28 protein-coding genes are annotated in these 25632 nt (G+C 37.1%); 17 read left to right on the top strand and 11 right to left on the bottom strand.

Annotation, left to right across the window (positions count from 1 at the left end; translation table 11 throughout):
- The first annotated feature begins 49 nt into the window (after window positions 1–49).
- The 6 genes from hisH to hisIE all read left to right on the top strand — a co-directional run bounded on the left by hisH (window position 50) and on the right by hisIE (window position 4068).
- Window positions 50–631, top strand: a complete 582-nt coding sequence (gene hisH, locus LV716_RS16870; protein ID WP_163418945.1) for an imidazole glycerol phosphate synthase subunit HisH — start codon at window positions 50–52, stop codon at window positions 629–631.
- Between the two features lie 244 nt (window positions 632–875).
- A complete protein-coding gene (locus tag LV716_RS16865; protein ID WP_163418944.1) occupies window positions 876–1655 on the top strand; it encodes a HisA/HisF-related TIM barrel protein in 780 nt (259 codons plus the stop codon).
- Window positions 1648–2160, top strand: coding sequence for a DinB family protein (locus LV716_RS16860; protein WP_163418943.1), 513 nt, complete (start codon window positions 1648–1650; stop codon window positions 2158–2160). Before LV716_RS16865 ends, LV716_RS16860 begins: the two co-directional genes overlap by 8 nt.
- A 162-nt stretch (window positions 2161–2322) precedes the next feature.
- Window positions 2323–2601 (top strand): GIY-YIG nuclease family protein, encoded by a 279-nt coding sequence (locus LV716_RS16855; RefSeq protein WP_163418942.1) that lies wholly within the window; start codon window positions 2323–2325, stop codon window positions 2599–2601.
- Window positions 2602–2710: 109 nt separating this feature from the next.
- Window positions 2711–3466, top strand: a complete 756-nt coding sequence (gene hisF / locus LV716_RS16850; RefSeq protein ID WP_163418941.1) for an imidazole glycerol phosphate synthase subunit HisF — start codon at window positions 2711–2713, stop codon at window positions 3464–3466.
- Window positions 3467–3468: 2 nt separating this feature from the next.
- Window positions 3469–4068, top strand: a complete 600-nt coding sequence (hisIE, locus tag LV716_RS16845; protein ID WP_163418940.1) for a bifunctional phosphoribosyl-AMP cyclohydrolase/phosphoribosyl-ATP diphosphatase HisIE — start codon at window positions 3469–3471, stop codon at window positions 4066–4068.
- A 13-nt stretch (window positions 4069–4081) separates the two neighbouring features.
- Here hisIE and LV716_RS16840 read toward each other — a convergent pair whose 3' ends face one another.
- Window positions 4082–4756 (bottom strand): hypothetical protein, encoded by a 675-nt coding sequence (locus tag LV716_RS16840; RefSeq protein ID WP_163418939.1) that lies wholly within the window; start codon window positions 4754–4756, stop codon window positions 4082–4084.
- Between the two features lie 116 nt (window positions 4757–4872).
- The gene (locus LV716_RS16835) at window positions 4873–5724 is read right to left on the bottom strand and encodes a DUF1853 family protein (protein WP_163418938.1); all 852 of its coding nucleotides are present in this window, start codon (window positions 5722–5724) and stop codon (window positions 4873–4875) included.
- 152 nt (window positions 5725–5876) lie between these two features.
- Here LV716_RS16835 and LV716_RS16830 point away from each other — a divergent pair, with 152 nt between their 5' ends.
- Both LV716_RS16830 and LV716_RS16825 read left to right on the top strand, forming a co-directional pair.
- On the top strand, window positions 5877–7031 hold the full coding sequence (locus LV716_RS16830; RefSeq protein ID WP_163418937.1) for a VWA domain-containing protein: 1155 nt from the start codon (window positions 5877–5879) through the stop codon (window positions 7029–7031).
- A 102-nt stretch (window positions 7032–7133) separates the two neighbouring features.
- Entirely contained in the window at window positions 7134–8603 is a 1470-nt protein-coding gene (locus LV716_RS16825; RefSeq protein WP_163418936.1) for a magnesium chelatase, read from the top strand.
- Window positions 8604–8605: 2 nt separating this feature from the next.
- Here LV716_RS16825 and LV716_RS16820 read toward each other — a convergent pair whose 3' ends face one another.
- Window positions 8606–9085 (bottom strand): hypothetical protein, encoded by a 480-nt coding sequence (locus tag LV716_RS16820; RefSeq protein WP_163418935.1) that lies wholly within the window; start codon window positions 9083–9085, stop codon window positions 8606–8608.
- Between the two features lie 249 nt (window positions 9086–9334).
- Here LV716_RS16820 and LV716_RS16815 point away from each other — a divergent pair, with 249 nt between their 5' ends.
- On the top strand, window positions 9335–10210 hold the full coding sequence (locus LV716_RS16815; RefSeq protein WP_163418934.1) for an alpha/beta hydrolase: 876 nt from the start codon (window positions 9335–9337) through the stop codon (window positions 10208–10210).
- On the top strand, window positions 10197–10991 hold the full coding sequence (locus LV716_RS16810; protein WP_163418933.1) for an alpha/beta hydrolase: 795 nt from the start codon (window positions 10197–10199) through the stop codon (window positions 10989–10991). Before LV716_RS16815 ends, LV716_RS16810 begins: the two co-directional genes overlap by 14 nt.
- Window positions 10992–10995: 4 nt before the next feature.
- On the opposite strand, the gene cysM is transcribed toward LV716_RS16810, so the two are convergent.
- Window positions 10996–11880, bottom strand: coding sequence for a cysteine synthase CysM (gene cysM, locus LV716_RS16805; protein ID WP_163418932.1), 885 nt, complete (start codon window positions 11878–11880; stop codon window positions 10996–10998).
- Complete coding sequence (epsC, locus tag LV716_RS16800) at window positions 11870–12664, bottom strand: serine O-acetyltransferase EpsC (protein WP_163418931.1); 795 nt, start codon at window positions 12662–12664, stop codon at window positions 11870–11872. The genes cysM and epsC overlap by 11 nt, the downstream gene beginning before the upstream one ends.
- 94 nt (window positions 12665–12758) lie before the next feature.
- Here epsC and LV716_RS16795 point away from each other — a divergent pair, with 94 nt between their 5' ends.
- Entirely contained in the window at window positions 12759–13439 is a 681-nt protein-coding gene (locus LV716_RS16795; protein WP_163418930.1) for a DUF2461 domain-containing protein, read from the top strand.
- Here LV716_RS16795 and LV716_RS16790 read toward each other — a convergent pair.
- From LV716_RS16790 to LV716_RS16780, 3 genes are all read right to left on the bottom strand, one after another.
- Window positions 13431–13838 carry a glyoxalase gene (locus LV716_RS16790; protein ID WP_163418929.1) on the bottom strand — a complete coding sequence of 136 codons (408 nt, stop codon included), beginning with the start codon at window positions 13836–13838 and terminating at the stop codon, window positions 13431–13433. The genes LV716_RS16795 and LV716_RS16790 overlap by 9 nt on opposite strands.
- Window positions 13839–14117: 279 nt before the next feature.
- Entirely contained in the window at window positions 14118–15107 is a 990-nt protein-coding gene (locus LV716_RS16785; RefSeq protein ID WP_233759172.1) for a hypothetical protein, read from the bottom strand.
- 60 nt (window positions 15108–15167) lie between these two features.
- Window positions 15168–16019, bottom strand: coding sequence for a hypothetical protein (locus tag LV716_RS16780; RefSeq protein WP_163418928.1), 852 nt, complete (start codon window positions 16017–16019; stop codon window positions 15168–15170).
- Window positions 16020–16297: 278 nt separating this feature from the next.
- Between LV716_RS16780 and LV716_RS16775 the strand changes: the two genes are divergently transcribed.
- Entirely contained in the window at window positions 16298–17197 is a 900-nt protein-coding gene (locus LV716_RS16775; protein ID WP_163418927.1) for a DUF72 domain-containing protein, read from the top strand.
- A gap of 161 nt (window positions 17198–17358) precedes the next feature.
- Window positions 17359–17766, top strand: coding sequence for an acyl-CoA thioesterase (locus LV716_RS16770; protein WP_163418926.1), 408 nt, complete (start codon window positions 17359–17361; stop codon window positions 17764–17766).
- Here LV716_RS16770 and LV716_RS16765 read toward each other — a convergent pair.
- A complete protein-coding gene (locus tag LV716_RS16765) occupies window positions 17763–19046 on the bottom strand; it encodes a dipeptidase (RefSeq protein ID WP_163418925.1) in 1284 nt (427 codons plus the stop codon). The genes LV716_RS16770 and LV716_RS16765 overlap by 4 nt on opposite strands.
- 125 nt (window positions 19047–19171) lie before the next feature.
- On the opposite strand from LV716_RS16765, the gene LV716_RS16760 reads away from it, so the two are divergent.
- Together LV716_RS16760 and LV716_RS16755 are read left to right on the top strand one after the other, a co-directional pair.
- The gene (locus LV716_RS16760) at window positions 19172–19978 is read left to right on the top strand and encodes a hypothetical protein (protein ID WP_163418924.1); all 807 of its coding nucleotides are present in this window, start codon (window positions 19172–19174) and stop codon (window positions 19976–19978) included.
- A 19-nt stretch (window positions 19979–19997) separates the two neighbouring features.
- The gene (locus tag LV716_RS16755; protein ID WP_163418923.1) at window positions 19998–20372 is read left to right on the top strand and encodes a hypothetical protein; all 375 of its coding nucleotides are present in this window, start codon (window positions 19998–20000) and stop codon (window positions 20370–20372) included.
- Window positions 20373–20854: 482 nt separating this feature from the next.
- Here LV716_RS16755 and LV716_RS16750 read toward each other — a convergent pair whose 3' ends face one another.
- Window positions 20855–21718: an RNA polymerase sigma factor RpoD/SigA gene (locus tag LV716_RS16750; protein ID WP_163418922.1), complete on the bottom strand. Its 864-nt coding sequence runs from the start codon at window positions 21716–21718 to the stop codon at window positions 20855–20857.
- Window positions 21719–21935: 217 nt separating this feature from the next.
- Here LV716_RS16750 and LV716_RS16745 point away from each other — a divergent pair, with 217 nt between their 5' ends.
- Together LV716_RS16745 and LV716_RS16740 are read left to right on the top strand one after the other, a co-directional pair.
- The gene (locus LV716_RS16745) at window positions 21936–23474 is read left to right on the top strand and encodes a DEAD/DEAH box helicase (RefSeq protein WP_370637436.1); all 1539 of its coding nucleotides are present in this window, start codon (window positions 21936–21938) and stop codon (window positions 23472–23474) included.
- Window positions 23475–23509: 35 nt separating this feature from the next.
- Window positions 23510–24748 carry a glycosyltransferase gene (locus LV716_RS16740; RefSeq protein WP_163418921.1) on the top strand — a complete coding sequence of 413 codons (1239 nt, stop codon included), beginning with the start codon at window positions 23510–23512 and terminating at the stop codon, window positions 24746–24748.
- Window positions 24749–24755: 7 nt separating this feature from the next.
- Here LV716_RS16740 and LV716_RS16735 read toward each other — a convergent pair whose 3' ends face one another.
- Complete coding sequence (locus tag LV716_RS16735; protein WP_163418920.1) at window positions 24756–25340, bottom strand: hypothetical protein; 585 nt, start codon at window positions 25338–25340, stop codon at window positions 24756–24758.
- Window positions 25341–25632 lie beyond the last annotated feature (292 nt).

The raw sequence follows: 25632 nt of genomic DNA, 5'->3' as shown, positions 1-25632 counted from the left end.
AACATTTAAAGGCATTTAAAACTCAATTCTAATATCTCATAACTAAAAAATGAAAATAGTAATCATAGACTACGGTGCAGGAAACATCCAGAGCATTAAATTTGCCGTTCAACGCTTGGGTTTCACGTCGCATTTGACGAATGACGTCGAAGAAATTGAAAATGCGGATAAAGTTATCTTTCCCGGAGTTGGTGAAGCAAGTTCAGCAATGAAAAAGCTTAATGCCAGTAGATTGGACAAGATAATCCCCAGTTTGAAGCAGCCTGTTTTGGGAATATGCTTGGGAATGCAGTTGATGTGCAATGCATCCGAAGAAGGAAACACAAAAGGTCTAGGAATCTTTGATTTGGATGTTGTGAGATTTCCATTATCTGTAAAAGTGCCTCAAATTGGCTGGAACCAGATAAGTGATTTAAAATCGGATTTATTCAAAAGTATTCCCGAGAAATCACATATCTATTTGGTACATAGCTTTTATGCGCCTATTGGAAAGGAGACCATAGCAACATCGGAATATGCATTGCCTTATAGTGCCGCCCTTGGAAAAGACAATTTTTATGGAACACAGTTTCATCCTGAAAAAAGTAGTAAGGTCGGAGCACAGATTTTACAAAACTTTTTAGATTTATGATGAAATATAAGGTTGTAAATCGGATATCAGAAAACAAAAACAGAAAGCAGATATCAGAAATCTGACCTCTGAAACTCGAAGTCTGAAATATGAGGTCCGAAGCTAAAACTATAAACTTGACACTAAGAGCTAATATTCGAGAATCAAAACCAAAACTTAAAGTTTGAAATTCAATACGCTAATGATATCGAATTTTCCCGCTTACAAAATCTCACGTCTCAATACTCATATCTAATTACTAATTATGCGAATTATACCAGCAATTGATATTATAGATGGAAAGTGTGTACGCCTATCCAAAGGAGATTATGATACCAAAAAGATTTATAATGAAAATCCTTTGGAAATTGCCAAACAATTTGAAGCCCATGGTATCGAGCATCTACATTTGGTAGATTTGGATGGTGCTAAATCAAAACATATAGTCAACCATAAAGTATTGGAAAACATAGCGACAAGTACCAATCTTAAAATTGATTTTGGAGGTGGCTTAAAAACTAATGAAGACCTGCATATTGCCTTTGAAAGTGGGGCAAATCAAGTTACTGGTGGCAGCATTGCAGTAAAAGAGAAAGAAACATTTTTAGGCTGGCTGCAAAAATATGGTGCTTCTAAAATCATTTTGGGAGCAGATGCCAAAGATGAAAAAGTTGCAGTTTCAGGCTGGTTGGAAGAATCGGACAGGCAACTTATTCCGTTTATTCAATCGTATCAAAAAAACGGTATTAAATACATCATCTGTACCGACATAAGCAAAGATGGAATGCTTGAAGGCCCCTCTTTTGAGCTCTACAAAAAAATCCTGTCCAAGACAATGAAAACTGAAACTACCATAACGGGAAGTGGTGTGGAAGACAAAGAAGTTGTTGGAGTCAACTTGATAGCAAGTGGTGGTATTTCCAGCTTCGAAGAACTGCCAAGGCTTAAGGAGATAGGCTGTGAAGCAACGATTATTGGAAAAGCCATCTATGAGAATAGAATCAGTTTAAAACAGTTGGAAAACTATATTTTGGGTAATGTATAAACAATGGCAAACAGAAGTAGTCCTTAATGCAAACTACAGAATGGACGAAAGTTTACGAATGATTAAAATCTGTTTGGATAAGCTTTCAGATGAAGTAATTTGGCGAAAACCCAATGAAAGTACAAATAGTATCGGGAACCTTATTTTACATCTATGTGGCAACATCACACAATATGGAATTTCTTCGATTCAAGGTACTGAGGATAACAGAAACAGGGATGAAGAATTTATGGTTTCATCTGGTTTGGACAAAGACGAACTATTTCAAAAACTAATTTCAACGGTAGAAAAAGCCAAGTTTGTATTTGTTTCAGCAACAAATGAAGAATTAATACGGAAAAGATCGGTACAGGGGTTCGAATTCTCTGGGATTGGCAATATTATCCATGTTGTGGAACATTTGTCGTATCATACAGGGCAGATTGCGTTGTGGACAAAAATTTTGAACAACAAAGATTTGGGATTTTATGATGGTATTGATCTTAATGTGAAAAATAGAGATTAGAAGTTAGAATTAAAAAGTACGAAGTACAATGTGGAAAATGAGTAATATCGTCACCCTGAACTTGTTTCAGGGTCACACTACTGGAAAACGGATAATTGGGATGGGATTCTGAAACAAGTTCAGAATGACGTAGAACTTAACTGAAAGTACATATATAGAGAGATGCAAGAAAGTTTTATTTATATAATGACGAACAAGTACAGAACTACATTTTATATAGGTGTGACTTCAGATTTATCTAGAAGGATTATAGACCATCAAACGGGTCAGAAATCAAAATTTGCAAAAAAATATAATATATGGGATTTAGTATATTTTGAAGTTTTTACGAATATTAAAGAAGCTATTGCTCGTGAGAAACAGTTGAAAAATTGGAAACATGAATGGAAAGTAAACTTGATTAAAGAAAAAAATCCTACTCTGGAAACGCTTTATTTTTAAAAGGATATCGTCACCCTGAACTCGTTTCAGGGTCACACTAAAAACTTAAGATAACAAGAATGGTGTTCTGAAATGAATTCAGAATGACGTTCAATTAAATTATAATAATGTGCTAACAAAACGAATAATTCCCTGTTTGGACATCAAAAATGGACGTACCGTAAAAGGCGTCAATTTTGTTGACCTTAGGGATGCAGGAGACCCAGTGGAACTTGCCCAAATATATGCGGACAAAGGGGCGGATGAATTGGTATTTCTTGATATTTCCGCAACCGAGGAAAAAAGAAAGACCTTAGCTGATTTAGTATATCATGTTGCGGAAAAAGTGAATATTCCATTTACTGTAGGAGGAGGAATTTCATCCATTGAAGACGTTGATATGTTACTTCAAAATGGGGCTGATAAGGTTTCTATTAATTCCTCAGCTGTCAAAAGACCTGAATTGATCAACGAACTGGTAGCTAAATTTGGTTCTCAGTGTATAGTGGTAGCTATTGACGCGAAGCTAATAGATGGATACTGGAAAGTACATCTGGTAGGTGGTAAAGTACCCACGGATATTGATTTGTTCGAATGGGCAAAAGAAGTTGAAGAACGTGGAGCAGGGGAGATATTGTTCACCTCTATGAACCACGATGGGACAAAAGGTGGTTTTGCGAACAAAGCTTTGGCAAAATTATCAACTTTGGTGAACATACCGGTAATCGCATCAGGCGGTGCGGGAACCATTTCACATTTTACCGATACTTTTACTGATGGGAAAGCGGATGCTGCATTGGCAGCCAGTATTTTTCATTTTAAAGAAATCGAAATAAAGGATTTAAAGCAACAATTACAGAAAGAGGGAATTCCCGTTAGACTTTAAAAATGAAAATAGACTTTACTAAAAACCCAGATGGATTGGTACCTGCCATCATTCAAGATTCAAGAACAAAAAATGTCTTGATGCTTGGGTACATGAACCAAGAAGCATTTGACAAGACAATAGAGACCAAAAAAGTAACTTTTTTTAGCAGATCCAAAAATAGACTTTGGACCAAAGGTGAGGAAAGTGGCAACTTTTTGAATTTGGTGCGTATAACAAATGACTGTGATAATGATACATTGCTTATAATGGTGAATCCGGCAGGACCCACTTGTCATAAGGGAACTGATACTTGTTGGGCAGAGGACAATTCACAGACTTATGGATTTCTAACGGAACTAGAGGATATTATAACTTCCCGAAAAGAAAATAAGGATGATGAAAAGAGTTATGTAGCTTCATTGTTTAGAAAAGGCATCAATAAAATAGCGCAAAAAGTAGGGGAGGAAGCTGTTGAAACAGTAATTGAGGCCAAAGATAATAATGATGAACTCTTTTTGAACGAGAGTGCCGATTTGCTATTTCATTATTTGATTTTGTTACAGGCCAAAGGATACAAGTTGAGTGCCATTGAAAAGATTTTAAAAGAACGACATAAATAAAATAGTACCATTCTTATTCGGAAATGTTCTTTTTGTAACGGTTTCGCCCCATATTGAAGATTCCTACTTTGATGCCAATACCAGTAGAAAAACCATTTAATCTTGTAATTGGGCTAGTGGCAAGGTCTATTTTATTGGTAAAACGGTATTTGACACCAGCTTCTAATTGTAGATATCTAGAGATGTTAAAAAGTACACTTACTCCTGGTTCAATCACATAAATGTTATTCACATTCTCAAATTCCCTATCTATAAATTCCTCACTAAAATCGTCACTGTTCCCAGTAGTATATCCTATACCTCCAAAACCGACAAACAAAGGCACTGATAAATTCAATCTTTTTTTACTAAAGAATATAGGTTCTAAATGTGCGCCCAGATAAGCTCCAATAAGTTTGTTGTCAATATCTACAACGGTAATGAACTCTTGATCAGATTGTAGGACATTTGCCGCTAAACCAATCTCAAATTTTCGATTGGCCACATAAGCGAATTTAATACCGACACCATAGGTTGATATCCCTTTTAACTCTCCGTAATGCCCAGTTACTCCTAAATAGACCCCGTGCACCACATTCTTGCGATCATTGAATTCAATATAGTCCATGGAATCCTTCTGTGCCTTTAGTTGTAAACCAAAGTGCAAGAATAGTAGTAGCAATATAAATTGGACAGTAGTATTAAGCATAGGTATTGGTTTTTATTAAAGACAATTTAAATTTTTAAGGGTTGCATGGAAACAACATTATTTTATAAATATCAGGTATTGTGTAATCTCTAAAACGAGCTTTTGGGTTATTTCCTTCACCACCAAACCACAAATAATTTTTCAATAGTTCCGTCTGGTTTTTTTACCCAGAGCATTGGCGCATTTTCTTTTAGCATGCTTAGGTTGACTTCAAGGAGTGCTGCATAGTGAGATGTGTATTTTCGATTTGATGTAGGGGTAATGACCCATTCTTTTTTAAAAGGAATGTAATACTCAAACTTCCTAAACGTTTCTGAGTTAAAATCGTTAAACCTAAGCCAGCTCCCTTGAATACATTTATTGTTTAATGGGCGGATAGAAATGTTACTATCGCCATAAGGAACGAAAAGTTGTGTTTTAAAACATGCCTGTTGAATAACAATAATGGGGTTTATCTCTAATTCTTGCAGCTTATCATGTAATGCAGCATTATATAACAAAGGAAATTGTTTTTCCTTCAATTTATCCAGTTTGGTAAAGAACATATCGCGTTTGTTCGGTCCCATTAAACGGTGAATTGGTTCTGAAATATCTGGATTGACAATGTAAAATTTATAGGCTAGCTCTATATGATACACTTGAGCGGTTTCTATATTCCTCAAGATAAAATCAAGTTCACCCAAGCGTATTTTACCTTCATCAATCAATAGATTCTTAGCTAGAATTTTCCACTGTTCCGAAAATGAAATCAATTGTTCAAAAACAATTTCCATTTGATGCCCTAGGCGTAAGCGTTCGTTAATAGTTTCAGACTCAAATTCAGTTAGTAAAAGCTCAGGAAATTCAAATTGTTCAATCCCAAATTGTTCATTCACCCAAAGCGGAGCAGTATTGTAAAAGCCCAAACATAGTTCTCTATCCATCCCAACAAATGTAATAGAATCAAGTAAACTCTTTTTTAAAATCATATCATTGAAATCAAATACGAGAGCGTAAGCTTAAGTTTGAACTTAAAACTTGAAACTTGAAACTTGAAACTTGAATTTGTGTTTGAACTTTGAATAAAGTTAAGTTTTCATTAAAGCGGTAATCATAAAGCAGAAAGTGTTAATTTTATGTAATGGCTATGAATACAAGAAAAGGATTTCGTTTTACTACATACGAAGCACCTAATCAAACCCCGTTTGAAAAACTTTTTGAGATTTTTCAAGAACTCATTACGCATACTTCCGGTGATGTCGAAGAAGCCTTGGATTGGCTCAGGGAATTGGACAAAGAATATGAACTTACCGATGATGATTACACTATCGACGACTTTATAGAAGATTTAAAAGCAAAAGGATTTATTCGAGAGGAGTTTGACGACGATGCGAAACAAGGAGAAGGTGATGGAGAAGAAGGTGACGGTAGCGGAAACCTTTCGATAACAGCTAAATTGGAACGGATGCTTCGGCAACGCGCATTGGACCAAATTTTTGGTAAGCTTAAAAGAAGTGGTTCTGGTAATCATAAAACTGGAAAATCAGGTAGGGGAGATGAACATACAGGAGAGTTTAGGGAATATCGTTTTGGGGATGGCCTAGAGCATATCTCCATGACGGAAAGTCTTAAAAATGCACAAATCAATCATGGATTGGACAGTTTTTCGTTAAATGAAGACGATTTGGTGGTAGAGGATACGCAGTACAAAGCACAGATGAGCACTGTACTGATGATCGATATAAGCCACAGTATGATTCTATATGGTGAGGACAGAATAACCCCGGCCAAGAAAGTTGCTATGGCACTGGCAGAATTGATTACCACGCGTTATCCTAAGGATACCCTCGATATTTTGGTTTTTGGTAATGATGCCTGGCCCATTCCAATTAAGGATTTACCATATTTGAAAGTAGGCCCTTACCATACCAATACTGTAGCCGGATTGCAATTGGCAATGGATATGCTCAGGCGTAAGCGAAACACCAATAAGCAGATTTTTATGATTACGGATGGAAAGCCATCTTGTCTGCGACTTCCAAACGGGGACTATTACAAAAACAGTGTTGGACTGGATGATCATATCGTGGAGAAATGTTACGCAATGGCGCAGCAAGCCAGAAAACTCCATATACCCATTACTACGTTTATGATTGCACAAGACCCTTATCTTATGCAATTTGTACGGCAGTTTACACAGGCCAATAAAGGGAAAGCATTTTATACGGGATTAAAGGGTCTTGGTGAAATGATATTTGAAGATTACGAACAAAATAGAAGAAAAAGGATAAAGTAAGTGCGAAGTAGGAATACGGAGCACAAATTTAGAAATAAACAAAAAACTGTCGCCCTGAGCCTGTCGAAGGGTGGAATGTTATAAAAATTGATTGAAAGAGGAATGAAAATAGATACCAAAAAAATAACAACTTTAGGCGCACTAAAAAAAATAGGCTACCAATCCAAGAGCATAAAAGACGAGCTAAGAGAAAATCTGTTGGAGAAAATAGCCCAAGGCGAAAATACTTTTCATGGGGTCTGGGGATATGAAAATTCCGTGATTCCAGAACTGGAGCGTGCGATTTTGTCCAGACATAATATCAATCTATTAGGATTGCGAGGTCAGGCAAAAACACGTTTAGCAAGGTTGATGGTGCAATTGCTGGACGAATGGATTCCAGTTGTAGAAGGTTCTGAAGTCCATGATGACCCATTTCAACCTATTTCTAGGTATGCGACTGAACTCATCAAAGAAAAAGGTGATGATACCCCGATTGATTGGATTCACAGGGATGAGCGCTTCTATGAAAAATTGGCTACACCAGACGTGACTGTTGCTGATTTGATAGGCGATATTGATCCCATAAAAGCAGCAAACCTAAAATTATCTTATGCGGATGACAGGGTCATTCATTTTGGTATGATTCCACGTGCAAATCGTTGTATTTTTGTTATTAATGAATTGCCCGACCTTCAAGCAAGAATACAAGTGGCCTTATTTAACATACTGCAAGAGGGAGATATACAGATTCGTGGATTTAAGTTGCGACTTTCCTTGGACCTACAATTCGTTTTTACCGCTAATCCTGAAGATTACACCAATAGAGGTAGTATTGTTACCCCTTTAAAGGATAGGATTGGCTCACAAATATTGACCCATTACCCAGATTCATTGGAAATTGCCAAAAAGATAACAAAGCAAGAAGCGCAATTGGACGGAAGGCAAAAAGATAGTATCCAAGTACCCGAAATTGCCATGGATGTTTTGGAACAAATCAGTTTTGAGGCACGTAATAGTGAATATGTAGATGCTAAGAGTGGTGTGAGTGCAAGGATGAGCATCACCGCATTTGAGAATCTTTTGAGTACTGCTGAGAGGAGAATCATTAGGTCTGGGGAAAAGCAGACCACAGTACGTTTGAGCGACTTTATGGGCGTGGTTCCATCAATCACTGGAAAAATAGAATTGGTTTATGAGGGCGAACAAGAAGGTGCAGGCTCTGTAGCAGAAATCCTTATTGAAGATGCCATAAAGTCTTTGTTCCCCAACTATTTTCCAGAGATTGCAAAATTAGAACGTAAAGATGCCGAAACTGCATATGACGATTTGATCCATTGGTTTTTTGATGGTGAAGGCTTTGAACTTCTGGACGAAGACACAGATGATGAGTACAAGACCAAATTGGATGCTGTTAAACCCTTAAATAAACTCATTGCCGACCATCAACCAGCTATTTCAAAAGAAGATTCCTACTTTATGAAAGAGTTATTGCTTTGGGGATTGGTCGCACATAAAAAATTGACCAAAAACCGTTTTACCGAAGGTTATCAGTTTAAAGATCTTTATGGTAGTTATATAAGGGGATTATAACGTTATTGCCAAATATTGATATCGTTGTATTTTTCAAAATTGTACCCACCAATATAGTGCTTGCGTTGCCAAAAGGAGAATAGTGTCAATACTATCAATAAACCGTATAAAGCAATGGAAAGCAAAACCATAGGTTTAAATATAGGTGCAATTAAATGTTGTTGGTATTGTGAAGAAGAACCCAGAACTACTATCACGTCATACATCTTGAATATGTAAAAGAGTAATACTGCATAAAGTCCATATTCAAGATTTCTCATTTGGGGATCAGGAATCTCTTCTTCCTTTATTTTGAACCAAATTACGTACATATACAAGAAATGTACTATGCTGAGCAGCGGTAAAATATAATTACTTAGCTTAAAAATGTAGAACTTATTGGTATAGGGACCGTAAAAATTCAATCCAATCAATATTAGTAAAACTACGGCGATAAGAATATTGGTTCTTTTCCAATTAAAAGTTTTGGATAGCGATTTCATATCATTTTCAAATTTGTGCCAGTTAACATGGTGTAAATAAAAGGATTAGAATTCAGAAGCTAGAAACAAATCGATATGTAACCAAAAATGTTGGTTCATCTGACAAACAAGTATTAAAAATGGCATTTGGATAGGAGCTTTTTATCCAGTAATCAACGGTATTAAAATGCCGGTTTTTAATGTATTGAAAAATAGCACAGTAGCATTGACTAAAAAGTTTTTTTGTATTTTGAAACAAAAACTAGCTACATGCCAAACTGGCTTTACATTTTGTTGATTGTTATTACAAGCTATTTGGTGATCAGTGTTTTGCTATATTTTTTACAGGATTACTTTTTATTTAAGCCTGAAAAATTATCCAAAGATTTTCAGTTCCATTACGATAATCAGGTAATTGAAGAGTATAATGTTGAGACAAGGGACGGGGCCGTTATCAATGGATTGCACTTTAAATCGGAAAAACCCAAGGGAATAGTTTTTTATCTAAAGGGGAATTCAAAAAGCATAAAAGGATGGGGGAAGTTTGCTGTCGATTTCACGCGTCATGGTTATGATGTCATTATGGTAGATTACCGCGGTTTTGGCAAGAGTACGGGGAGAAGAACACAGAAAGCGGTAAAACGTGATATGCAGGTAATCTATAACAAGCTCAAAGATAAAGTGACTGAAAAATACATTATACTTTATGGTCGTTCCATGGGTTCAGGTTTCGCTGCAAAATTAGCTTCAATGAACAATCCCCGTATGTTGATATTGGATGCTCCCTATTATAGTTTGAGCAAAGTCGCAAAAAAGTTTATTCCGTTTATGCCACTTTCTTTACTGATAAAATTTCCAATGCCAACTTACAAATGGTTAAAATATGTAAACTGCCCAATTCATATTATCCACGGCACGGATGATAAGTTAATACCCTATAAAACAAGTGTCAAACTCTCAAAAATTAAACCTGAGCTTACCAAACTTTACACGGTAATAGGAGGGGGACACAAAAATTTAAACACTTTTGAATCGTATCATACCATGCTGACAGAAATCATTACGACAAAACCCAAGAAAGTGGATCTAGAAGGTTCCAGTATTAATGTTAAACACTCTTCAAAACGCGCCAATGCAAAAGCTTAGACGTTTTGGGCTATCCATCTTATCTTTATTTTTACTACTTATAGCGATGCTTTATTTTCTTCAAGAAAAACTCATTTTTCTACCCTCAAAACTTCCTCTTGACTACGAATACTCGTTTACCCAAAATTTTGAAGAACTCTTTTTGGAGGGTACAGACGACGCTAAATTAAACGCCTTACATTTTAAGCAAGAGAATCCAAAAGGCTTGATACTATATTTTCATGGCAATGCGGGCGATTTATCTAGATGGGGGAACATTGCTTCTTCATTTGTGGAATTGCGCTATGACGTAATTGTCATGGATTATAGGACCTATGGAAAAAGTACCGGAAAACTAAGCGAATCGGCACTGTATGAGGATGCGCAATTGTTCTATGATTATGCACTGGACTTCTATGAAGAAGATAGTATTGTTGTCTATGGTCGTTCCTTGGGGTCTGGTATTGCAACCAATTTAGCATCCAATAACAAGCCAAAAAAACTGATTTTGGAAACTCCTTTTTATAGTTTGTTGGATGAAGCTCAAAATCGTTTCCCCTTTTTACCCGTCAAACACGTTTTAAAATATAAAATGACTTCATTTGAGTATATTCAAAACGTATCGGCTCCTGTTCGTATTTTTCATGGAACACTTGACAATGTTGTTTCTTATGAATCAGGCAAAAAATTATACGTTGCCATATCAAGTGAAGATAAAAAAATGTACACCATTAAAAATGGAAACCACAATAACTTGATAGAATTTGAAGCTTTTCGAAAAGGAATCAAAGAGGAACTATAGTAGTTTATTCGAATAAATCGGAAGATAGGTATCTATCGCCCCTGTCACAGACAATAGAAACAATAGTTCCACTTTCTAGGGATTTTGCCAAGCGAAGTGCAATGGTAGCTGCACCACCACTGCTCATCCCAGAAAAAATACCTTCTTCTTTAGCCAATCTTTTAGCCATTTGGTGTGCTTCTTCCTGGCTCACTTCCATTACCGTATCTACCTTTTTGGGATTAAAAATCTTAGGCAGATATGCTTCAGGCCATTTTCGTATTCCCGGAATTCTCGAATCATCCGTAGGTTGGACACCGACAATTTGAACATCAGAATTCTTTTCCTTTAAAAAGCTTGAGGTCCCCATGATCGTACCGGTCGTACCCATACTCGAAACAAAATGTGTGACTTGTCCATTTGTATCCTTCCAGATTTCTGGTCCAGTGGTTTTATAGTGCGCTTTCCAATTATCATCATTCCCAAATTGGTTGAGCATTTGGCACCCCTCATTTTTAACTTTATTTTCAGCATAATCACGAGAACCTTCTATACCAACATCAGCAGAGGTTAGAGTGACCTTGGCACCATATGCTCTCATGGTCTGTACACGTTCTTTTGTAGAGTTTTCTGGCATCACAAGCTCAATATCAAGCCCATAGATTCCGGCAATCATAGCTAGGGCGATACCTGTATTTCCACTGGTCGCTTCAATTAGTTTTGAGTTTTTTGTAATCTCGCCCCGTTCCATGCCTGCCCGTATCATGTTCAGAGCTGGTCTGTCCTTTACACTACCACCTGGATTGTGTCCTTCTAGCTTGAACAATAATTTCACATTAGGATTGGTATTCAAAACCTTGGATTCGACCAGAGGCGTATTGCCTATTAAATCAAGAATGCTATTGGACATTGGAAACGGTCTTTATTTTTATTTCTGGCGTATGAAAAACGGTTGAATTGGCAGGAACCGAAGCCGTCAACCAAGCATTACCGCCTATAGTGGAATTTTCGCCAATAATGGTTTCCCCGCCTAAAATTGTTGCATTCGCATAAATGGTGACATTGGACATTATTGTGGGGTGCCTTTTTACTTTCTGTAACTCTTTTGCAACATAGAGTGCACCCAACGTAACACCTTGATATACTTTTACATTGTCATGGATTATGGCTGTTTCGCCAATGACAACTCCCGTGGCATGATCTATAAAGAACGATTCCCCTATTTGTGCCCCGGGGTTGATGTCCACACCAGTTTGTCTATGGGCATATTCTGTCATTAATCGTGGAACCAAAGGAAATCCTTGGTTGTAGAGTTCGTGTGCCAATCTATATATGGCAATGGCATAAAACCCAGGATAGGCCATATATACCTCTTGAATGGATAAAGAGGCTGGATCACAATCCAAGATGGCCTTGGCGTCAAAGTTAAGTTTTTCCAAGATTCCAGGTAAGCACTGAATATAATGTTCCCATACCTTTGTGCAAGGTTTGTTAGAATCCCAACAGGCCAGTTCCACAAGTAGGCTGAATTTTTCACCTAATGCATCAAGATTGTTGGCAACAGGTGTATTTACATCAAAAAGTGTATAAAAAAGGGTGTTGGTGAAATGTTCTGTCTCTTCTTTTAGCCTATAGTCTAAATAGGGTAATTTCTTGTGCTTTTTTAAAGCAGCGATTATCGATTCTTTGTCCATTACCTGATTAAAAAATTAAAAATAACTAAATCCATTACCTTCACTGGATGAAATCGTTAACTTTAGCTTAAAAATAACACATCCTTTCCACACTGTGAAGAATTCTAGAATTACCAAAGAAACTTTGGACATTTTAAAAAAGTTGGCAAAAAACAACAATAAAGATTGGTTTGAAGCGAACAAAGCCACGTTTAAAAAATATGAAGCCGAAGTTAAATCCTTTTATACCATGCTACAAGAGAAACTGAATGTACATGATGACATTGAAAAAATGAAAATGTTCCGTATTTATCGGGATGTTCGTTTTTCAAAGGACAAGACACCTTACAAAACGCATTTTGCTGGTTCCTTCTCAAGATTGGGCGCCCATTTGAGGGGCGGATACTACGTTCATATTAAACCTGGGGGTTCATTTATTGCGACAGGCTTTTGGAATCCAAATAAGGAGGATTTGCTTCGTATTCGGAAAGAATTGGAGATGGATGCATCGGAATTTAGGGAAACCATAAATGAAAAAGCGTTTAAAAAGGTTTGGGGCGCATTAGAGGGCGATGAAGTAAAAACGGCTCCCAAAGGTTTTGACAAAGCGCATCCCGATATCGATTTAATAAAAAAGAAACAATTCATCTTTATCAAAAACTTTTCAGATACGGAAGTACTGTCCGATTCATTTATTGAAACGTTGGATGAATCGTTCAAGGCCATTAGACCTTATTTTGATTTGATGAGCGATATTTTGACCACCAATCTTAACGGGGAATCCATCTTAGACTAATACTGCGTTATCCAATAATTGCACTTGGTCTTTTATCCGCTCAATGACCATATTCATCATACGCTTGTTGAGCGCAGAGGAATTTTGAATGTAGTTTTGATACTCTTCAACAGTAAACTGCCCAATGATTATCCCTTTTAGCGAATTACGGAACTTGATATCCTTCTGGATTGATTTTTCAATAAACTCCAATCTTTTTTCCAAGGAAAGATCGTAAAATGCGCCTTTGTGTTTATCAATATAATTTCTAAAAACCTCTATGAGCAAGAGATTCTGAAATTTGATGACTGGACGTAAAGTTTTATTTTGAAAACGCTCATCGCGGCTCATATTATCATGTAGCCGAGCTTGTGCAATCTCTGGACGAATGTCCAAAAGATTCTTGGATCTTGAATCCATGGTCGTAAGTTTTATTAAAGTTACGTAATCACAAACTGCATAGTTTTAGAAGCACCAATAGTTTTTAACGATGTTATGAACAGGGGTGTTTTTAAGGGCTAGACCTGTTGTCTTGTCTTATCTCACTAAAATTTGGGAAAAGAGATACGTGGCAGAGCCTAAGTATTAGAACTACGAACGCTTCGCTAAAAGGGCCAAGAAACTAGACCTTTTTATCTTGATGTTAGATTCAAGCCAGGACCACGGGGTAAATTCTATAGATTAGAAAAATACCTATTTCTAACTCTTTTGCTTTTTTGACCCAGAAATTTCTTGTTTTAGTTCCTCAATCTCCTTTTGTTGTTGTATCGTATAGAGCATGAGTTCCTCTATCTTTTGGAGCAGTTTGGCGTTCATCTCTCCAAGTTTGATACCGTTCTCTTCAACTTCTTTGGCACTGGGAATATCCTGTAAATGTCCCTTTTCCGTTATATGAGCTTCAACTTCTTCCAACGTTGGTAGGTTATATTCCTTTTCGAACACGTAATCTGGCCATCCCACTAGATCTACTTTTACTTCTTTGGTATGGATATTACCGTTGACGGCTAGTTTGGCATCAGGATTTATAGTGCCAATCCCGACGTTTCCTAATGAGGTCCCATCTGTTTTTGTCGCCAAAATAGTATTTCGGTCCAAGGATTTGATAATATCCAAATCGCCCCCATCCGTATTAGTGGTAACTCCGTTCGAATACTGATATACGCCTCTCAAACTCCAATTCATGGCTCCTGTGGGACCACTGTATCCTAAAGGTATTATTCTGGCTACATTTTTTGTGATAAAGTTTGTTGCCAATCTAACTTGTATCTCATCTTGGACTTCCAACGAAGCATTTGGATTTGTTATTCCAACCCCAACGTTTCCTAATGGGGTTCCATCTGTTTTTGTCGCCAAAATAGTATTTCGGTCCAAGGATTTGATAATATCCAAATCGCCTCCATCCGTATTATTATCGACCCCGTTCGAATACTGGTACACTCCTCGTAAGCTCCAGTTCATTGCCCCAGTGGGACTACTGTACCCTAAGGGTACTATCCCTACCACATTTTTGGTAATGGAAATTGTAGCTAGTCTAACCCGAATCTCATCTTGGGCTTCCAGTGGAGCATTTGGATTGTCTATTCCTATCCCAACATTATCATTTGTAGTAATACTGGTTCCGTTGTCCGTCCATTGGGCATTAAGACCAAATTGAATTAAAACTGTAACTAAAAGAGTAGCTTTTTTCATTATGAAATGTTTTATATTCTATGAAGTGTTTGTAATTAAAAATGACAAAAAAAGTGTAAACTAATTAGTTGTCTTTAGCATTTTGATATCATCCAGTAATTCCATGTTCTGTTTCTTGAGCTTTTCAATCTCCTTTTGCTGTTGTATCGTATAGAGCATGAGTTCCTCTATCTTTTGGAGCAGTTTGGCGTCCATCTCTCCGAGTTTGATACCGTTCTCTTCAACTTCCTTGGCACTGGGGATATCCTGTAAATGCCCCTTTTCTGTTATATGAGCTTCAACTTCCTCTAACGTTGGTAGGTTATATTCCTTTTCGAATACGTAATCTGGCCAGCCTACCAAATCTACTTTTACCTCTTTTGTATGAATATTACCGTTGACGGCTAGTTTGGCGTCTGGAGAATTGGTTCCTATGCCTACATCTCCATTCATTCCAAGAAAAAACTCTTCATTACCAAAACCATCATAACCTCCTATCCAAAATCGAAGACCATTAGCATCGACCCCATAATCTACTTTCCCAGGATTGTTTCCAACCCTATTTAACTGAACTTGGACAGTACGGTCAAGAGCATCAATTTGAAGTTTTTGTGAAGGATTGTTTGTGCCAATGCCAATGTCTCCATTCATTCCAAGAAAAAATTCCTCATTTCCAAAAGCATCATATCCCCCCAGCCAAAAGTGCAATCCGTTTCCATCCACACCAAAATCTACTTTTCCTAGATTCGAACCCGTTCTATTCAGTTGAATTTGTGCGGTGCTATATGAAGCATTAATCTGCAATTTTCGTGATGGATTATCTATGCCTATCCCAACATTGTCTATTGTAGTAAGACTAGTTCCGTTGTCCGTCCATTGGGCAGAAATACCAAATTGTACCAAAATTGTAGCCAAAAAAGCAGCTTTTTTCATTCCTGTTTATTTTAATTTAAAAGTAAGAAATATATACTATGAAAAACAGTAAAATTGTACAAAAAGGATTGAAAGAATTTGGATAAAACGCTTTGATTTTATTAGACTTTTAAGAAGTGTAACGCAATTGGATTTTCGAGCTTTTAATGAGCCAAAATTATATGGTTGATTCGGAGTTTCAGTTTTTTTGGATACTATTGATTGTATTTGAATACACCATTGCTACAAGTTGTTTTCTTACCTTTATTTTTAAATTCGTGTTGACTTAAACTATATCCATGAAATTCGGAAAAGTAGACCATCCTGAATTAATAGATTTTACCATTCCCAATAATCACCCAGATACGGAAGTATTGCTTTCAAATACCCCTAAAAGCAAAAAAACCGATATCTATGTGGGCTGTGCCAAATGGAACAGACAGGACTTAAAAAACTTTTACCCAAGGGGTACCAAAGATGAACTTGCCTATTACTCGTCTCAATTTAATTGCATTGAATTAAATGCCACGTTCTACAGAATTTTTCCGGCTGAACAGTACCAAAAATGGTATGATAAAACCCCAGAGGGTTTCAAGTTCTTTCCTAAAATGACCAATGAAGTGAGCCATCTAAGAAGATTGAACGACAAAGTGTATGACATTGTTGATAGATATTTGGAAGTCACAGCACAATTAAAGGATAAACTGGGTACTATTTTCTTGCAGATGCACAATAACTTTGGACCAAAAAATTGGGATAGGATAGTGCAGTTTGTAAACTATTGGCCAAAAGAGTTTCCCTTGGCAATGGAGTTTCGGCACACAGATTGGTTTACAGATGAAAAAGTGGCTCAAGAACTGTATCACTTATTGGAAGAGAACAATATTGCCAATGTTTTAGTAGACACCGCAGGCAGACGCGATATTATGCACATGCGATTGACCAATAATGAGGCTTTCATCAGGTATGTGGGTGCCAATCATGCCTCAGATTATAACAGGTTGGATGACTGGGTCAACAAACTAGCTGATTGGAAAGCAAAAGGACTACAAAACATTCATTTTTTCGTTCATCAAAACTTGGAACTGGAATCTCCTTTGTTATCGGCTTATTTCATTGAAAAATTAAATCAAAGACTGGGTTGCGACCTAACAATTCCCAAGACAGCAAAACTGCCTCAGAAGAATTTATTTGATTAGGAATATCCTTGATCAAGGCAGTAATAAATTCATTTATTCTGATTTTTTAACGCAAAAAATTCATTGCTTGCAATTCTATGGACAAAGTGAAAAATGCCTATTACTACCCATATTTTTTTGCCCTAAATTTGTTTGACAACACGTAGAAAAACAAAATTCTTATGAGATTTCATACAAGAAAATGGGTCAAACCCGAAGATTTAAATGCCAATGGAACTTTGTTTGGCGGTAAGTTACTTGCTTGGATAGATGAAGAGGCCGCATTGTACAGTATTGTTCAATTAGAAAGTAAAAAAGTAGTGACCAAATATATTTCCGAAATCAATTTTATGAGCACCGCAGAAAAGGGCGACATCGTTGAAATTGGTATAGAGGTCATAAAATTTGGGACTACATCCATCTCACTGAACTGTGAGGTGCGCAATAAGATGACCCACGAAAGTATTGTTACCGTTGATAATATCATTATGGTTAATCTGGATGAAAAAGGGAATCCAAAGCCACACGGAAAAACGAAAATCGAATACGTAAAAGACAGGCTCGCAAAGCGCGAAAAAGAAGAATCTTAGTTTACCCCTTTGGCAATTTCCTGTACCTCGTCCAAGACACGCAGTAAATTTCCGCCCCAAAGTTTGCTAATTTCTTCTTCCGTATAGTTTCTTTTTACAAGCTCTAGCGTTACGTTAAAGGTTTCAGATGCATCTGACCATGCTTCAATACCGCCGCCGCCATCAAAATCTGAGCTAATTCCTACATGGTCAATTCCAATGAGCTTAACCATATAATCAATATGGTCCACAAAGTCCGAAACGTTTACCGCTGGAGGAGCATTTTCATCTTTTTTTGCTAACGCTGTCCCCATTTTCTTGACCTTTGGGTAATTCTCCATGAATTCGGCACGTTGTGTAGCTGACAATGTTGAAAATTGGGAGCGTTCGTACCAGTTAATACCCAGGGAATCAGCAATCTGTTTATGGATTTTTTTCATGTATTCTGCTCTTGCCTCATGCTTTTCTGTGTTTAAATACGAACTAAATGCCACTGTTTGAACTACCCCGCCATTCTGTTTGAGCAATAAAAGTTGTTCGTCGTCTAAATTTCTACTGTGGTCGCACAGTGCTCTCGCCGATGAATGTGAGGCTATGATAGGAGCTTCGGAAATTGCCACCATCTGCTTCATGGATTCTTTGGACGGGTGCGAAACATCTATCATTATTCCAAGTCTATTCATCTCTGTTACAGCATCTATACCAATATCACTTAAACCATTATGTAACCAAATACTATCTTTTTCGCCTGTATTGGAATCACAGAATTGACTATGTCCATTATGTGACAATGAAATGTATCGTGCTCCTCGTTTGTGGTATTCTTCAAATTTTGATAAGTCTTCACCTATAGGGTATGCATTTTCCACACCGATCATAGCCACTTTCTTGCCAGCGTTATTAATTCGCCTAACATCATTGGATGTCATTGCCAGTTCTATTTTGTCCGGCGCATACGTTTCGCAAAGCCGATGTATGGCTTCAAACTTGGCAATTGCATTTTCTGATGCCTTTGCGTAGCCTTCGGCATTTAGAGAATCCTGCCCGGTATAGACTATCAGCCAGGTTACATCCAAACCACCTTCTATCATTTTTGGTAACGTTATTTGCGTTTCCAGATCTTGGGTGTAGTTGATACTATCTGTAAAATTCTTCACATTGATATCGTTATGGGTATCAATAGTGATTACTTTTTCATGAATTCGTTTTGCTATTTCTTCCAAGGTTTCTTTCGGTTTTTCGTTTTTGTTGGCACATGAAAACAATAGGCAGACACTGCACAGTAAATAGAAATACTTCATAATGGTTTGTTTACACCTACAAATAAAGCAATTTGACAACAAAATGGGAACGGTTTGGAACAATAAGTTGGGAAACCCTCTTTAAATCAGGATTTTTAATAGTGTAAGCAACATATATAGAAAATTTGGGAACACGAGAATTATTACTGTATTTAGAAAAATTGGAAATAGGATTGAGCAACTTTTCCTATGAAGAACTTGGAACGGTCGAAGCAGGTGAATTGAAAAGATCTTTTGATTGTTTTAAATCCGGTCTTGAGAACAAAGTATTTGGCATTTCCGAAATGGAGCAGCTGGATGTAATTTACCAGCGAGTAGGCATTGAGGGTAACTCTGAACCATTCAGCGTTCAGAAAGAAGAAAATGAATTGAGCGATATCAATGTACTGCTCGATTTAATAAATACGCTTCAAAAAACTGGACTGTCCAAAAGTCAGCGAGAAATTGCCCAAATGATCAAAAATGTTTGTCTACAATTGGAAAATGGTCATAAAATACATAAAATCAATTCAAAAAATGAGACCAATATGCCTTCAAATATACTTTCAATAGAAAAAGACTTACAGTCTGTTGTTTTTGCCCAAAAGGTAAATTTAAAACCTGTGCTCACTGAGTGCATGGGACAAATGGAACTGCTGGAGGAATTGATACGGTTGTACAAACAGAATATTTTTGAATTTATAGGTAGCCTAAAAATTCATTTGGATACTGAAGATTTTAAAGAAATTGAGTATGCTTGCCAAAAAATTCAGCCCTGCCTTCGGATGATGAAAACGGTGAGCCTTTTAGAGATAACCGACCAAATTGTTACGGTTTGTAAAACGGACAAGGATACCAAGCATCTTTATTTTTTGTACGAGCAATTTTTGGTTGAATACCCAAAAGTTGAAGAAATGGTCGATTTTGAAATTGATGTGTTGCGAAATATGTAGAAATTAAACTAGTATTGTCATGGAAGATGGTTTTTTACCCGAATATCACCACAGTATCTTTTATCATCTTATAGAGTATGCATCGGATACGGATTCTAAACTTATTCTTTTGGACCAGATTTTAGAAGTAGGGGACAAGAAAGAAATACCTTTGCTTGAAGAACTTGAGAATTGTTCTGAACTTGTCATTAGCAACAAAGCCTTTCATGTTAAGGAGCAACTGTTATCGAACATTAAAGTTACTGAATTGGAAGATGAACTCATGCCTATGAGCCTATGCTTTTTGTATGAGGAGTTTGATATTAAGCCACCTAAAATCGATATAGATCTAGATATTGATTTTGAACTAACCCTAGATATTTTCAAAACAGAACTTTCCGATTCCGAAAAATAATTTGCTGCAAAAAATTCAAATTCAATTATCACTTGAATTTTCTCCCATAAAAAGTTATTCCTTTTAAAACTTTTTTTTCGATTTCACAACTCAAAAAAAGAATTTCACCACAAAATATTGTACTCTTATAATCTTTCATTTAGGTTTACGTTATAATTATAACCCAAATAAAAAACGACCTAAATATTATGTTATACGATACCTACGGAGAAGAATATTTGTCATTTCTTCAAGAACTTAACGAAATATTGAGCATTAACGAATTAGTGGAACTTGACTATTTATAGCCCAAATCTAAAAATACATCCCATGAAAAATCAGAACAACGAAAACACGGCCTACCTAAATTTCATCAAAGATTTGAATGACATGTTAACCGACTTTAACATAAGCCAATTGAACCGTACTTAAATGTTTTAAAGTGTATAACTAAGAAAGGGGACGTCAACGTCCCCTTTTTTTGTATATAGTACAAATTGGATTCACCCCAGGTAGGATTTCAAAATCTTGCTTTTAGATGCATGTCTTAACTTTCTAATCGCTTTTTCCCGTATCTGCCTTACACGTTCCCGTGTTAGGTCAAAAGTGCTTCCAATCTCTTCTAGGGTCATGGACTGCTGGTCTCCTATTCCATAATACAGGCGTACAACATCAGCTTCTCTGGGTGAAAGGGTTTCCAAAGCACGGTTGATTTCCGTGTTTAGGGATTGATGCATCAGTTCCTTATCGGGTTTGGGCGATTCGCCAGAGTTGATCACGTCATACAAACTGGATGTTTCTCCTTCTTTAAGCGGGGCGTCCATAGATACATGTCTCCCTGTATTCTTTAGCGATTGTTTCACCTCAGAAACCGTCATATCCAATTCTTTGGCAATTTCTTCAGGGGAAGGAGGACGTTCATGGGCCTGTTCCAAGTACGAAAATGTTTTTTTTATCTTATTGATCGAACCTATTTTGTTAAGTGGAAGTCGCACAACCCTAGATTGCTCAGCCAATGCTTGTAGGATGGACTGCCTGATCCACCATACGGCATATGAGATAAACTTAAATCCACGGGTCTCATCAAAACGTTTGGCGGCCTTTACCAAACCAACATTGCCTTCGTTGATTAAATCTGGCAGTGTCAAACCTTGATTTTGGTATTGTTTGGCAACGGAAACGACAAACCTTAGGTTGGCATTGGTAAGCTTTTCCAGGGCTACTTGGTCTCCATCCCTTATGCGTTGGGCCAGTTCTACTTCTTCTTGGGCAGTGATCAAATCTATTTTGCTAATATCTTGAAGGTATTTGTCTAGGGATTTTGATTCTCTATTGGTTACCTGCTTGATAATTTTAAGCTGCCTCATATGTGTAAATGATTTCTAAATGATTATAGCTTACATTATACATCATAAAAGGTTATTTTCCAAACAGCAAGTGTTATTGTTATCAAAATGTTATCAGAAGGACAAAAGATGACTTAAAAACCAGGTTCAAATGGTTGTTGATAGTATCTTGAAAGAATTGATGCAATAAAGCTCATAGGGCATACAAAAAACTCCTAATTTTGTAAGGTTTGATAATTTGGAACATTTAATATCCCGTTTTCCTTTGGAGATAGAAAGAACAGCTAGCAAAAAAACATTATACGATTACCAAGAAGAAGACCTTAAAAAAATCTTCAAGCACATTGATGAGCTACCGGCAGGTACAAATATCTTGTACCAGTTGCCGACAGGCGGTGGAAAGACGGTAGTTTTCTCAGAAATAACCCGTAAATATATTCAGGATACGGGTAAGAAGGTGATGGTACTTACCCACAGGATTGAATTGAGCAGACAGACATCTAAAATGCTTCACGGTTTTGGTGTTGCCAATAAAATCATTAACAGTGAGGTAAAAGAGCTTCAGGACCAAGATGATTATATGTGTTTTGTTGCAATGGTGGAAACCTTGAACAATAGACTTCAAGAAGAAAAGGTTACCATAAACAATGTTGGACTGGTCATTATTGATGAAGCACATTACAATTCCTTCAGAAAATTGTTCAAATATTTTGAAGGGGCCACGATTCTTGGGGTGACAGCAACCCCCTTAAGTTCCAACATAAAACTCCCTATGAAGGATCATTACAAACATTTGATCATTGGGGAGTCCATCAAATCTTTGATAGCGAAACGTTTTTTGGCCAAGGCGAACCTTTACAGCTATGATGTAAGCCTTAAAACACTGAAATTGGGCATCAATGGTGACTATACGGTAAAATCGTCCGATGAACTCTATGGCAACCACAGTATGTTGGGCAAACTGGTCTCTGCCTATGAGGAGATAGCAAAAGGTACCAAAACGCTTATTTTCAATAATGGGATAAATACATCGCTGTATGTTTACGAGACCTTTAGAAAGGCGGGTTACAACATACGGCATTTAGATAATAAGAATACCGCATCAGAACGAAGCGAAATATTGGAATGGTTTGCAAACACGCCAGATGCCATACTTACTTCTGTGAGTATCTTGACCACAGGTTTTGATGAACCCAGTGTACAGTCCATCATTCTTAACCGTGCCACTAGGTCACTTACGCTATATTTTCAAATGATTGGGAGGGGGTCACGTGTTCTGCCCAATAAAGATGAGTTCTCGGTCATCGATATGGGAAACAACCTTGCCAGATTTGGCCCTTGGGACGACCCTTTGGATTGGCAGGAAATCTTCCATTTCCCCGACTTCTATTTGGAGAACATCAAAAATGATGAGGAAATAGAGCGCGATTTTGTGTATGAAATGCCGGCAGAACTCAAAGCGAAGTTCAGTAAATCAGAAAATATTTCTTTCAACATTAAAGAAGAGTACAAGAAAATCTTCGCACAGGGTAAAAAGTCCAAATTGGTTTTGGAGATGAGCATTGAGCAACATGCACAGATCTGTGTGGAAAATAGTGAGGATGTGTTTGATGCCCGTATCTTGGCAAAGGAACTTAAAGAGGAAATTGCTTATCGGGTTCGTCAATATTCGTACTGTATCATGAACAACACCAAAAATTACAAAGAGTGGTTAGAAGAAGATTATGAACGTAAATTGCGTTCCAGTATTTCCAAAAAATTTGCTGCTATGCTATAATTGGCGGTTATTCTTTTCAATGTAGCTCATAAACAATGGGGAAGACTGTATTTATAATTGGTTACGTTTGGCCTGAGCCTGCCACAACAGCTGCGGGCCATCGTATGTTGCAATTGATATTATTTTTTAAAACCAACGGTTATACTGTTGTTTTTGGGACAACAGCAACTAAGACAGAGCATAGCCTTGATTTAGATACTTTGGAAGTAGAAACAGTTTCCTTAAAACTGAATCATTCCAGTTTTGACACGTATGTACAGGATTTACATCCTACCATGGTAATTTTTGACCGATTTATGGTCGAAGAACAGTTTGGTTGGCGTGTTGCAGAATTTGTTCCCAGTGCAATTAGAACACTGAATACGGAAGATTTACATTCCTTAAGAACGGCTAGAGCGGAATGCGTTAAGAAAGGGCAGGAGTTTACCTTGCAGCAATGGAAAAGCCACCCAAAAACAATGCGTGAAGTCGCCAGTATCTACCGTTCTGATTGTACGCTGTTAATTTCTTCCTACGAAGTTGAAATCTTGGAGAGCAGATTACAGCTTCCAGCAAACTTACTTTTCCACCTTCCATTTCTTTTGGAAAAAAACTTAGAAGCAGACATAACAAGGTGGCCCAATTTTGAAAATCGTAAAGATTTTGTTTGTATTGGCAATGGTAAACACGCTCCTAATGTAGATTCGATTGTTGTATTAAAAAACAATATTTGGCCCTTAATCACGAAAGTTTTGCCAGATGCAAAGCTACATATACACGGAGCTTACCTTTCGCAGCAGGTTTTGGAAATGCACAACCCAAAAGAAGGGTTTTATGTAAAGGGCTGGGCAAGGGATTTAAAAAAGGTAGTGCAAAATCACCGTATACTACTGGCGCCGCTTCAGTTTGGTGCAGGAATCAAAGGAAAGCTAATAGATGCGATGACGAATGGCACTCCTAGTATCACTACAAGTGTTGGGGCAGAAGGGATGCATGAAAATATGCCGTGGAACGGAACTATTACTGATGATTGGGAAACATTTGCAAAAGCTGCCATTACACTTTATAGTGATGAAAAAAAATGGCTGCAAGCTCAACGAAGCGGAGTATCCATAATAAACCAATTATACGATAAGGATATTTGGGAAGGCAAGTTGATGACCCATCTTGAAACACTTCAAAGTGAATTGTGTTCGCATCGAAACAATAATTTTATAGGAAAACTTTTGCAACAGCAAACCATGGCAAGTACTAAGTACATGGCAAAGTGGATTGAAGCAAAAAACAATAAATGAGTTTGGATTATGACAAATCTTTGCCCATATTCATAAGCGATAAGCTTAGCTCGTAATATTCGGCTTCCGTCAGTTCATTTCTAAGTTGCTCTGATGGGATTTCAACCATTAATCCTAACTTTTCAATGAGCAAAGTGCTGTTGGGCTTCAAAATTTGCATAACATATTCCCCATTTTTATGAAATCTTGCTCGTATCGTTGATTCATTAAAACGAAAAAATTTATTAAGCCTATATTTTGATTTACAATTACTTTCATCAACTTGTTCCAAAAATCGCTTACGGGCGATATAAAAGTCGCATAGCTCATAATATTCCTGCTCGGTCAGGTCATCTATGTACCTATCATCAACGCTCAGTACATTTACTTGCCTGCATAGAGTAGCAGTCTTCGTTTTTATGTAATCGGCATAGTTAGTGGAGCCATCTTGCAATCTAATCACCCTAACGGGAGTTCCGTCCCAATCCCTTTTGTATTCATAGTTTTTAAAGAATTGTTGGTTCTTTAGCAATATTTGTTCTCCATCTGGCGAATCATAGGATTCCACATGATTAAAATCTATTCCGTATTTGCTTACAAATTGTGTTTTCATCAAAATCGATTATTCCAATAAATATAGAGGATACTATTTGAATTGAGAACAGAGTAAGTGTATTTCTTTACAAGCATAACCAAGTCTGTAAAGTTCTTGCATGCTTTTCCAAATAAATACGTAGAGTAACTTGGCTTATTGTTCCCTCTTGTATTTAGGTACAGGTCATAACCAGGGAGTCCAAATAATTTTGATTCATTATGACATTTCAACCGATGGACCATTTAGACTTTGACTTTTGTGTACACTAGGAAAAGAGCTGTTAAATAGACTTATAGCTGTCCGTTGTTAC

It is taken from the genome of Flagellimonas sp. HMM57 (assembly GCF_021390175.1).
Lineage (GTDB): Bacteria > Bacteroidota > Bacteroidia > Flavobacteriales > Flavobacteriaceae > Flagellimonas.
This window is presented reverse-complemented; position numbering and strand designations above follow the sequence as displayed.